Here is a 10,917-nt window from a genome sequence, read left to right on the forward strand (position 1 = left end):
TTATTTTCCATCCACGACGATGTGACATGCAGCTTTGTAACACTAACCAAAATTAGTTATTAGAAAATGGATACTGATTATTTATCCAGTTGTTCGTAAGCCATGGATCGCAAAGGGAAAAACTTCCTTTGAAGTCATTCTTGTATATATCTTTATATATAAATGATAGTAACTGATGGGTGTCTGGGGATAAGTCGATCAACTCAGCTTATCTTTTAAAAATCAATAACTTAAGACATGTTTGTGCTTGTTGTTAAGTCGGTTTGCAGTCTGTTTATCGATTCTGGACAATTTTTCTTCCCTGATGGAAACAGCCAGTTATCCAGAATCGATGCAGGGGTTGTCAACAGGTTTACCCCCATGGCAACTCGTATCCTTTTGATCTATCTCAAAAGATTTGAATTAGAGAATGACTTGTCTTGTTTCAAGTATGGATATTTCTGAACAAGTTGCAGTTCGTATTTAAAGCCGGCGACATCAGGGAAAAGAAGTTGGAAAACGATCTGTCATGATTTTCTGATAGACCTTGGCAAGCGTAACAAACTGAAAAACCAGTTTGCTGTCTGTCCTTGCCAAAGTGGGAAGCTTTGATCTTGTTGTCTGCCAAAGCTGTTTATCAGGATTTATGGATGCACCGATTCCTGAATTTTGTCAGGGAGGCCGGCAAAAAAAGAATCCCTTGCTGTTTATAGATATTGATATATATAAATGATAATGATGGATAAGGCCTGGGGATATGTGTATCGATGCAGATTTTCACAATAAAAACAAAGACTTGAGTGGCCTTATCGATGTGTGCAAGTCCATGGACAGGTCTGGCATGAAAAGTGGATGGATTTTGGATTTGTGCATCGATGTCGAGTTATCCAGAATCGATGCACAGCTTGTGCACGGAGTTGTTCCCATCCGGACGCAAAATGGGGGTGTTGCGGCATAAATTCCTGCCAAAGCGTCTTGGCATGGCCTGGGCTAGCCCAGCGGTGGCGTCATGGCTTCGTCATTGTGTGGGGCTATAACGGCTGGGGAACCCGCTGGTTGGCCTGCTGAGGAGCCTGCTTGAAGCGGGGTTCACTGCACAACAGGCGACAAGGCTTATGAAAATAGCGGTGGCCGGAACAGGTTACGTCGGTCTTTCCAACGCCGTACTTTTGGCGCAAGCCAATGAGGTATTGGCCTACGACATCGATGAGCGTAGGGTAGGCATGATCAATCGGTGCCAGTCTCCGATTGCCGACCCGGAGATCGGGGCGTTCCTGGCGAGCGGCCGCCTGTCTCTGAAAGCAACGACGGATCCCCAGGAGGCGTTTGCGGGCGCTGCCTATGTGGTGATAGCGACACCCACGGATTACGATCCGGAGACCAATGGTTTCGACACCCGTAGCGTGAAACAGGTGGCGGCCGCGGTGCGGGCGTGGAATCCGGATGCGGAGATCATCATCAAATCTACCGTGCCCGTGGGTTTCACCATCGGTTTGCGGCAGGAACTCGACTTCGAGCACATTACCTTTTCGCCAGAATTCCTAAGGGAAGGCCGTGCCCTGCAGGACAATCTGCATCCGTCGCGCATCATTGTCGGTGGCCGGGACGAGTCAGCCCGGAATTTCGGGCGTTTGCTCAGGGAAGGCGCGCATCGCAAAAATGTGCCGGAGCTCTATACGGATTCGACCGAGGCGGAAGCGATCAAGTTGTTCGCGAATACCTACCTGGCCATGCGTATCGCCTTCTTCAATGAACTGGATACCTACGCGCAGATCAAGCAGTTGGACACTCGTCAGTTGATCGAAGGTTTAGGCCTGGACCCCCGCATAGGCATGTACTACAACAATCCGTCCTTTGGTTATGGTGGCTACTGTCTGCCCAAGGATACGCGGCAGCTGCTGTCCAATTATGCGGATGTGCCGAATTGCCTGATGCGGGCCATCGTGGATGCCAATGCCCTGCGCAAGCAGTTCATTGTGCGGACCATCGTGGCGCGTGCGCCGTCCTGCGTGGGAATCTATCGCCTGGTCATGAAAGAAGGCGCTGACAATTTTCGTGAGTCTGCTGTGCTGGACATCATCCGGGGGCTGCTTGCTGCCGGGCTGCGAGTGCTGATTCATGAGCCTGGGCTGTCGGGCGGCCGCTATATGGGCTGCGAGCTCGAGCCGGATCTGGCTGCGTTCAAGGCGCGGTGTGAGGTGGTGCTGGCCAATCGCCGGTCAGAGCAACTGGAGGATATTGCGGCCAATGTGTACAGTCGTGATGTCTTCGGTATGGACTAATAATGACTTGCGTTAAAGTCAGGCAAAATCTGGTGCTTTATGCGCCCAGGATGTAACAGAAGCGCATAAAAGTGTTGTCAATTTGCAGAATAAAGGCCTCATGAACCAAAACCCCGGTGGTTTTTTCCCTTCGTTCATAGGGGTCTTTTACAATTCGTGACTGTACGCTGCTGAGTCAGGTCTCCGCGATGCCTGCGGATTTCTGCTTGGGTTTATGTTCGTTGACGGGTTTCTGTTACTTTTATAGTAATTTTGCAATAGTTTGCATGGTTTTAATCTCATTATTGTGGGAAATAAGGAAATACCGTAGATAATTCCGTGAAGGTTGACCGGTTAAGCCGGTGAACTTTGACGGGCTGACACTAGACAAGACAGGCGACCGTAACTGCGTGAACATGCAGTCGCGGTCGTTGTTTCATGGCAGCCTCGCAGGGGCTTTCCCATTCTTCGCGGTACCTGTTGCTGAAGAATAACGTTGCTGCCACAACATGCTCCAATGCCGCATGAGTGATAGCCATGCGGATCGACGCAACGATACAGAAGAAGGTTAAGGCAAGATGGAAGCTAAGTTCGTCCAGTATTTCAGGGAGTTGCAATCAGAGGTCGCTGTGCGTCCGCTGCTGGAGGCTTTTGGTAATGCGCTGTCTGAGCAATTGGGTGCAACCGATGCCCGGGTGTTTGCTCGCAGGGTAGGACAAAGCTTTGCAGACGCTCATCCCTTGGGTGAGGCAACGACCTTGGATGCATTACAGAACCAGATGAACACATTTTGGTCTCAGTACAAGTGGGGCCAGACAGTGCTGGAAGAAACTGCCGGTGCGTTGCGCATCGTGCATTGCTTCTCCCCGTTGGTAGCCGCACTGGGCGAAAAAAGCGCCCAATGGAGCCCTGCATTTCTGGAGGGCGTCTATCAACAGTGGTTCCTTTCCCTGCGGCTTGATCCGCGCCTGGCAGTCAAGCAGGCGTCCGATATTGATGTAACCGGTAGCGTGGAGTTCAGGCTCGAGCGTGCAGCGGCACAGCCGGCGCCAGCTCGGTCGCCAGGACTTTTCCGCTGAGGGACCGGTTGCGGAGCAGAGAGGCTATTCAACTTATGAAAGATAGTAACGACGTAAGCAAATTGTTCGAGGAGATTGGCGCCAGTGCCAATGCCTACAGAGAGATCACGCGCGCTGAACGTGCGGGTGAGGCGTTGGCCCGTTGGCCTTTGCTATCGACTCTGCAAGAGGACATTGCCAAGTCGGGCTCTCCGGATGATGCTTCTTTGTTGAATATTCCCTTGGGCCGCCGGCAGGAGCCGCAGCTACCCAAGGTGATGCGTGAAGAACCTGAGGTCAGTCTTCTTGCGGAGCGGGAGCGACAGGAACCTGTATCCCAGCAGGGGTATAAACCATCGCCCTTGGGGGCTTGGGCCAAGCCCGAGGAGGCTGTCGAGCCTCCCGTGCTGCAAGAGCCTGTCTGGGGCGCCCGGGCGGCTGTTCAGGCGCCGGTTGCGCCTGTGGCCAGTGCTCGTCCTTTGGTGCAGGAGCCCATGGACCGTGAAGATGGGTTTTCCCTTGCGGCCAAGCTCGCCTTGCATGGTGAAGACACTGCCGTTGCGCCTGCCAAAAACCCCGTGCCAGAACGGAAGCAGGGAAAAGGCCTGCAGGATGTGCTGTTGCGTATTCTGGGGACAGCTGATGACAGCGGTGTTACCTCCCCTGCTGCCGGCCGGAATGAGCCTGCGTCCCTGGGCGCCTTGAATCCTGGACAGAATTTCGTGCGCCAGGCCGAAGCGTCGCGTCATGAGTTGTTTCGTGAGCCTCAGAGCGTTTCTCAGGAGAGCGATGAGCTTGCGTCCCATGGACAGGCACCATTCTCTCTGGCGCAACGGTTGAACCGCTTATGAAAATAGTCTCTGTGGTTTCTCCCAAAGGGGGAGTTGGCAAGACAACAATCACGGTGAATCTCGGTGTAGCGCTCCAGCGAGCGGGGCATCAGGTGCTGCTTGTCGATATGGATCCGCAAAGCGCATTGCGTTTCCATCTGGGCGTGGATCTGGCTGCTGGCGATGGCCTGGCGCCTGCTGCGCTGGGTCAGCGTCCCTGGCGCGATATCTGCCTGAATACGGCCGCTGGCGTTGCGCTGCTGCCGTTCGGCCATATCGAAGATGACGCGCGCGAACAGCTTGAGACGGAAATGCAGCAGAGCGGTGATTGGCTGCGCTCCCGATTGGAGCAGATGGGGCTCCTGGACGATGCGGTTGTCTTGGTAGATACGCCGCCTGGCGCTTCTGTGTATATGCGCCATGCCTTGCAGGCATGCCATATTGCCGTGGTGGTCACCTTGGCGGATGCTGCCAGCTACGCCACCTTGCCGAGTATGGAGCATATGCTGGCGCAATATTGCGAGCAGCGCAGCGATTTCGATACGGCAGGGTATCTTGTCAATCAGTTTGATGCAGCCAATCAGTTGGCTCAGGATGTGACCGGCCTCATGCGCCAGAATTTTGGCCGTTCAGTGATTGGTGTCGTACATAAGGATGCTGCCGTGAGTGAAGCCATCGCCTGTCGCCGCAGCGTGTTGGATTATGCCCCTCATAGCCAGGCAACCAGTGATTTTCTGGAGTCGGCGCAATGGCTCAATGGTCGGCTGGCAGCGGTTCGACCTGATTAATGGAAATTTGATGCATGGACGCAACTCCGTCTTCTCACGCTAAGCGCCAGGAACCGGGGCTGGCAAACAGATTGTCTGCCTGGGGAGAACGGGTAGCGGATCTGCCGTTCTGGAACAATCGTTGGGTGCGCTACGCAATCGTGGCGCTAGCGATCTTTTTGTTCTACATCATCGTTACCGTGCCGCTGTCGCTGGGGCAGCAGGCATTTTTCGCCGTGGCAACCATTGTCCTGGCGTTGCTGTTGCGGCGCGTGCCCGGCCGTATTGCTTTGTTTGCAATGATCGTGCTGTCGATTGCCGCGTCGTTGCGTTACATGTACTGGCGGGTGACTTCGACCTTGGGGTTCGAGCACATCCTGGACATTATTTTCGGCTTCACGCTTCTGATAGCGGAGTTGTATGCGTTGATAACGCTGCTGCTGGGGTATTTCCAGTCGGCATGGCCTCTGCACCGCAAACCGGTGCCGCTACCGGCAGACATCTCGCAATGGCCGACTGTCGATATCTTTATTCCGACCTATAACGAGCCGCTGGCCATTGTTCGGCAGACCGTATTCAACGCGATGGCGCTGGACTGGCCGCGTGACAAAATCAAGATATATGTGCTGGATGATGGCCGCCGCGAGGAATTCCGCGAGTTTTGTGCGGAGGCCGGTGTTACCCATGTGACGCGTAGCAATAACTTCCATGCCAAGGCCGGCAATATCAACGCCGCGCTGGAACATACGACGGGCGATTACATCGCGATTTTTGATTGCGATCACATTCCGACACGCTCGTTCCTGCAGATCACGATGGGGTGGTTCCTCAAGGATCCCAAACTATCGATGATCCAGACGCCTCACGTGTTCTATTCGCCCGATCCTTTCGAACGCAACCTGCAGACCTTCCGTGTCACGCCCAATGAGGGTGAGCTGTTCTATGGCTTGCTCCAGGATGGCAATGATCTCTGGAATGCCACGTTCTTCTGCGGCTCTTGCGCGGTGATCAAGCGCGAGCCCTTGCTGGAAGTGGGCGGTATCGCGGTGGAAACCGTGACGGAAGACGCCCATACCGCACTGAAGATGCAGCGCCTGGGCTACAACACTGCCTATCTGGGGATTCCCCAGGCAGCGGGCCTGGCAACGGAGAGTCTGTCCGGCCACATCGGCCAGCGTATTCGCTGGGCGCGCGGCATGGCGCAGATTTTCCGCATGGATTGCCCCTTGTTGGGCAAAGGCTTGAAGCTGGCGCAGCGGCTTTGCTATACCAACGCGGCCCTGCACTTCTTCTACGGTTTGCCGCGCCTGATTTTCCTGACGGCGCCCTTGGCGTATCTGCTGTTTGGCATTCACGTTTTCAATGCGTCGGCGTTGATGATCACGGCCTATGCTGTGCCGCATATTTTGTTGGCGACGATCACGAACTCGCAGGTGCAGGGTAAATTCCGCCATTCGTTCTGGAATGAAGTCTATGAGTCAGTGCTGGCCTGGTACATTCTGCGTCCGGTGCTGGTGGCCTTCTTCATCGATCCCAAGTTGGGCAAGTTCAACGTGACCGCCAAGGGCGGTGTGATCGATAAGGCCTACTTTGACTGGACCATGGCCAAGCCCTACCTGATCCTGCTGGCGCTGAATTTGCTGGGGGTGGGGTTCGGGGTCTATCACCTGATTTCCGGCGCGAGTTTCGACGAGCATGGGGTAACGGCAACGCTGGCCATCAATCTGTTCTGGATTGTCTATAACACCCTGTTGCTGGCCGCTTGCGTGGCGGCAGCGAGTGAAACCCGGCAGGTGCGGGAAAGCCATCGTGTTTCCATGCGCATCAAATCCATGCTCAAGCTGTCTTCGGGCAGCACCGTTGCTTGCGAAACCGTCGATTTCTCCCAGGGGGGATTGGGCATTCGATTGCCGGATGAGGTGGAAATACCGCTGCATGAGCGGCTGATGGTGTCTATTTATCGCAATAATGAAGAGGCTACCCTGCCTGCTAAAGTCGTTTTCAGTCGAGGCCGGAATATAGGCCTGCAGTTTGTTGATCTGACGCCGCAGCAGGAAGTGGAGTTTGCCCGCATGACTTTTGCCCGCGCCGATATCTGGACGACGTTTTGGGGCAAGCTCAAGCGCGATAAGCCGCTGACATCGCTGGGTTCCTTGTTGCGTGTCAGTATGCGGGGAGTTGCCCTGCTGTTCATTCATACCAAGAATATGCTGGTGGATCTGGTGAAAGGCAACCGGGTCGAGTCCAAGCGTACCAAGTTGGAAACCGGTGATTAACTGTCACTGTTCGCCAAAATTCATCTATGTCGCAGGCCCATCGCCCATGTCCATGAAATTCAATTCAAGCAGCAATGTCCGCCGACTGTTGGCCGCCGTGGCGCTGACGACAGCGTCGCTGGCCGTTCAGGCTCAGCAAGGGGTTTTCGTTCCGCCGACAGTGACGGAGGATGGCGCGGAACCTGTTTCCCGAGCGGTCGCCAGCACGCGTACCAAGACTTACAAGCTGACGCTGAAGGATCTGGGCCTGGTGTACCCCATGCAGTTGCGCGGGGTGGATGGCATCAACAGCGTGCCATTTTCAGTACGGTCCGATGAAGTGATTGTCGGGGCCAAGGTCGATCTTTCCTACACCTATTCGCCGGCGCTTTTGCCGGATCTGTCCCACTTGAAGGTTATCGTCAATGACGATGTGATCGATACCATTCCGGTGCCCAAGAGCACGGCGGGACAGGTGCTGGAACGCCAGGTGCCCGTTCCTGTGCAGAATTTCGCTGACTACAATCGTCTGGCGGTACAGTTGATCGGGCATTACACGCTTGAGTGCGAAGATCCGCTGAATTCGACGCTCTGGGCCAATGTCAGCAATAACAGCGTGTTGACGCTGGATGTGATTCCGGTTGCGCTGAAGAATGACTTGAGCCTGTTGCCGCTGCCATTTTTTGACCGGCGCGATATCAATATGCTGGATTTGCCCTTCATCTTCCCTGACACCCCGGACAACGGCGTGCTGGAAGCTGCTGGTGCGACGGCATCCTGGTTCGGCTCTCTCGCCGCTTACCGTGGCGCACGTTTCAATGTGTCGCGCAGCATCCCCGAGCAAGGGAATGCGGTGGTATTCATGACGGGCCGGGAGCGTCTGGCTGGCGTGGCGGTACCTGCGAATATCAGCGGCCCGACGCTTTCCGTCGTCACCAATCCGCGTGACAGCACGGGTAAGCTGCTGCTGGTGATGGGGCGTGACAGCAACGAGATCAAGCTGGCAGCACAGGCGCTGACATTGGGTGGCGTGTCGCTGTCGGGGCAGACCGCGACCATCACATCGATTGATCAGGTCAAGCCACGCGTGCCTTACGATGCTCCCAACTGGCTGCGTACCGATCGTCCGGTGAAGTTCGGCGAGCTGGTGCCTGACCTGGAAGAATTGCAGGTGAGCGGATATTCGCCGGATTTGATCCGCGTGGATTTTCGTTTGCCGCCGGATCTGTTCGCCTGGCGTGACAAAGGGATCCCCGTCGATCTCAAGTACCGCTATACGCCGCGGATGTCGTCGCATAAGGCCAGCCTGAACGTCAATGTCAGCGACCAGTTCCTGAAATCCTATCCCCTGGCTGCTGCCGGACAGGTCGGCGAGAGTTCGCTGGATCGTCTGGTCAACCGTATTTTGCCGGCGGATTCGCAACCGGTCGAAGAGCAATTCGATATTCCGCTGTTCAAGCTGCCGGCGCGCGCTCAGTTGCAGTTCCATTACTACTACGACCCCTTGAAGGAAGGCAGCTGCCGCGATGTGGTGCTCGATAACGTCAAGGGCAGCGTAGAGCCGGACTCAACGATAGATATCTCCGGTTTTTCGCATTTCATCGCCATGCCTGACCTGGCGGCATTCAGCAACACCGGTTTTCCGTTCACGCGCCTGGCCGATTTGTCCGAGACGGTCGTGGTCATGCCGGAACAGCCCGGGCTTTCCGATTTTTCCGCTTATCTGACCCTGATGGGCCGCATGGGCGAATCGACCGGCTACCCCGTGGTTGGCGTGACGGTGGCGCAAGGCAATGACCTGGGGATTTTGCAAAACCGTGATTTGCTGGTGTTCGGGAATAGCGCCAATCAGCCGTTGTTGCGCGAGTGGGCGGCCTACATCCCTGCTGCTGAAGACGGTAAAGCCAGCCGCTTCGGCATTGCGGATTTCGTCAGTGATGCATTGGTATGGTGGAACCGGGATGGCGAGGCCGTGCGCCGTGACGTCAATGCCAATCTGTCCTACCGGAGTGATTCCACTGATGGCATCATCGCAGGGTTCGAATCGCCGTTGAGTTCGGGCCGCAGCGTGGTTCTGGTATCGAGCGGCCGCAATGGCAGCGTACAGAAAACGGCAGAAGCCCTGCTGGATGTGAATGTCATTCCAAAAATCCAGGGCAGCCTGGTGATTGTGAAAGACAAGGATGCTGTCAGTCTGCTGGCCGAGCCTAGTTATTACACCGGCAGCCTGCCTTTCTTCCAGTACATTCAATGGTACATGTCGTCCCGGCCTTTGCTGATGCTGTTGCTGGCGCTCGGTTGCGCCCTGCTGTTGGCCTTCCTGATTTACGTGATCATGCGTGCCAAAGCTAAGGCGAGACTGAAGGGAGAATAATGATGGATGTCGGCCATCGCGCCGGTTGCGCCGCGCCAGGCGTAATCGAGGAAGGTGAAATCAAGCCGGTTTCCGGCCCGGCGCGTCGCCGCTTCATGGGCCAGGGGCTGGCGTTGGCCGCCCTGCCCTGGTTCGTTGCGCCAGAGGTGGCTGGTGCTGCGCAAGCCACCGATGCGTGGCCGCTATGGCAGCATTTTGCGACGACATTCGTGCAGGCGGATGGCCGCATCGTCGATTTCAGCGTGCCGCAGATGCATTCGACATCGGAAGGCCAATCCTATGGCATGTTCTTCGCCCTGGTCGCTGGTGATAAGGAACGTTTCGACGCTATTTGGAATTGGAGTGTTGCGAACCTGTTCGAGGGCAGCCTGGACGACCGCCTGCCAGCCTGGCAGTGGGGGCGTCGAGAGGACGGCAACTGGGGGGTGTTGGATGCCAACGCCGCTTCCGATGCAGATCTTTGGTTCGTTTACGCCTTGCTGGAAGCGGCCCGTTTGTGGCGGCGCCCTGAATTGAGAAAGCCGGCAGAGCAGTTGCTGGCCAATGTCAAAAAGAAGGAAGTCGTCAAACTGCCTGGCCTGGGCAGCATGTTGTTGCCTGGCCCGACAGGGTTTGCCTATCCGGAACAAGGTGTCTGGCGATTGAATCCCAGCTATCTGATGATTCCGCAATTGCGGCGGCTGGCTGGCGCAGATGCAACAGGCCCGTGGCGGGATATTGCCGCAAATACCATGACGATGCTGAGCCAGTGCTGCCGGCAGGGCTTCATTGCGGACTGGGTGGGCTATCAAGCTACCGCGCCGGATACTGGCATGTTTATTCTGGACCCCTATAAGGGGGATCTGGGGAGCTATGACGCGATTCGCTGCTACATGTGGGCAGGCATGACGTCTCCCCGAGACCCCTATTTCCAGGGGGCGCTCGATGCCCTGGGCGGCATGCGGCGCGTGTTGGCATCCAGGGAATGGCCGCCGGAGCAGGTGCGGGCCCTGACCGGAGAAGTTTCCGGTGATGGCCCGGTGGGCTTTTCGGCAGCGTTGTTGCCGTACTTGCGGGCGTTCAAGGATGAACCGGCGTATCAGCGCCAATGGCAACGCGTGGAGCAGCAGATTCCGCAAACCGCTGGCGTTCCCGCAAGTTTTCCGCCTTACTACGATATGGTGCTGGCGCTCTTTGCATTGGGCTGGGTGGATCAGCGGTATCATTTTGCCGCTGATGGCACCCTGGTCCTGGCCAAGAAATAAGCAGGCGTCACCGGCGCGTCTATAGTGTCAGATCAATCCCTCCTTCTTTGAGCGTATGACGATGTCTGTCAAGAAAACATCCAGGAAAAACAGGCGTGTTACCGGTCTTGCCGGTCGTCTTTGCGTCGCAGCGGCAGTGCTGGGGTATG

At 55.9% G+C, this 10,917-nt stretch carries 7 protein-coding genes; all 7 read left to right on the forward strand.

Annotation, left to right across the window (positions count from 1 at the left end):
- The first annotated feature begins 1,094 nt into the window (after nt 1-1,094).
- The 7 genes from ACNA1V_RS12985 to bcsZ all read left to right on the forward strand — a co-directional run bounded on the left by ACNA1V_RS12985 (nt 1,095) and on the right by bcsZ (nt 10,768).
- Entirely contained in the window at nt 1,095-2,261 is a 1,167-nt protein-coding gene (locus ACNA1V_RS12985) for a nucleotide sugar dehydrogenase (protein WP_415834027.1), read from the forward strand.
- Between the two features lie 557 nt (nt 2,262-2,818).
- On the forward strand, nt 2,819-3,319 hold the full coding sequence (gene bcsD, locus ACNA1V_RS12990; protein ID WP_415834028.1) for a cellulose biosynthesis protein BcsD: 501 nt from the start codon (nt 2,819-2,821) through the stop codon (nt 3,317-3,319).
- Nucleotides 3,320-3,354: 35 nt separating this feature from the next.
- On the forward strand, nt 3,355-4,149 hold the full coding sequence (gene bcsR, locus ACNA1V_RS12995) for a BcsR/BcsP family cellulose biosynthesis protein (protein WP_415834029.1): 795 nt from the start codon (nt 3,355-3,357) through the stop codon (nt 4,147-4,149).
- A complete protein-coding gene (gene bcsQ, locus ACNA1V_RS13000) occupies nt 4,146-4,916 on the forward strand; it encodes a cellulose biosynthesis protein BcsQ (RefSeq protein WP_415834030.1) in 771 nt (256 codons plus the stop codon). The genes bcsR and bcsQ overlap by 4 nt, the downstream gene beginning before the upstream one ends.
- A 14-nt stretch (nt 4,917-4,930) precedes the next feature.
- On the forward strand, nt 4,931-7,171 hold the full coding sequence (bcsA, locus tag ACNA1V_RS13005) for a UDP-forming cellulose synthase catalytic subunit (RefSeq protein WP_415834031.1): 2,241 nt from the start codon (nt 4,931-4,933) through the stop codon (nt 7,169-7,171).
- 46 nt (nt 7,172-7,217) lie between these two features.
- On the forward strand, nt 7,218-9,524 hold the full coding sequence (gene bcsB / locus ACNA1V_RS13010; RefSeq protein WP_415834032.1) for a cellulose biosynthesis cyclic di-GMP-binding regulatory protein BcsB: 2,307 nt from the start codon (nt 7,218-7,220) through the stop codon (nt 9,522-9,524).
- On the forward strand, nt 9,524-10,768 hold the full coding sequence (gene bcsZ / locus ACNA1V_RS13015; RefSeq protein ID WP_415834033.1) for a cellulose synthase complex periplasmic endoglucanase BcsZ: 1,245 nt from the start codon (nt 9,524-9,526) through the stop codon (nt 10,766-10,768). Before bcsB ends, bcsZ begins: the two co-directional genes overlap by 1 nt.
- Nucleotides 10,769-10,917: the final 149 nt, after the last annotated feature.

The sequence above is a fragment of the Kerstersia similis genome (genome assembly GCF_965139615.1).
Taxonomy (GTDB): domain Bacteria; phylum Pseudomonadota; class Gammaproteobacteria; order Burkholderiales; family Burkholderiaceae_B; genus Kerstersia; species Kerstersia similis.

Bases quoted from the DNA above. Each gene is read 5' to 3' on its own strand.
- ACNA1V_RS12985 (WP_415834027.1), top strand. From the start codon at position 1,095: ATGAAAATAGCGGTGGCCGGAACAGGTTACGTCGGTCTTTCCAACGCC.
- bcsD (WP_415834028.1), top strand. From the start codon at position 2,819: ATGGAAGCTAAGTTCGTCCAGTATTTCAGGGAGTTGCAATCAGAGGTC.
- bcsR (WP_415834029.1), top strand. From the start codon at position 3,355: ATGAAAGATAGTAACGACGTAAGCAAATTGTTCGAGGAGATTGGCGCC.
- bcsQ (WP_415834030.1), top strand. From the start codon at position 4,146: ATGAAAATAGTCTCTGTGGTTTCTCCCAAAGGGGGAGTTGGCAAGACA.
- bcsA (WP_415834031.1), top strand. From the start codon at position 4,931: ATGGACGCAACTCCGTCTTCTCACGCTAAGCGCCAGGAACCGGGGCTG.
- bcsB (WP_415834032.1), top strand. From the start codon at position 7,218: ATGTCCATGAAATTCAATTCAAGCAGCAATGTCCGCCGACTGTTGGCC.
- bcsZ (WP_415834033.1), top strand. From the start codon at position 9,524: ATGATGGATGTCGGCCATCGCGCCGGTTGCGCCGCGCCAGGCGTAATC.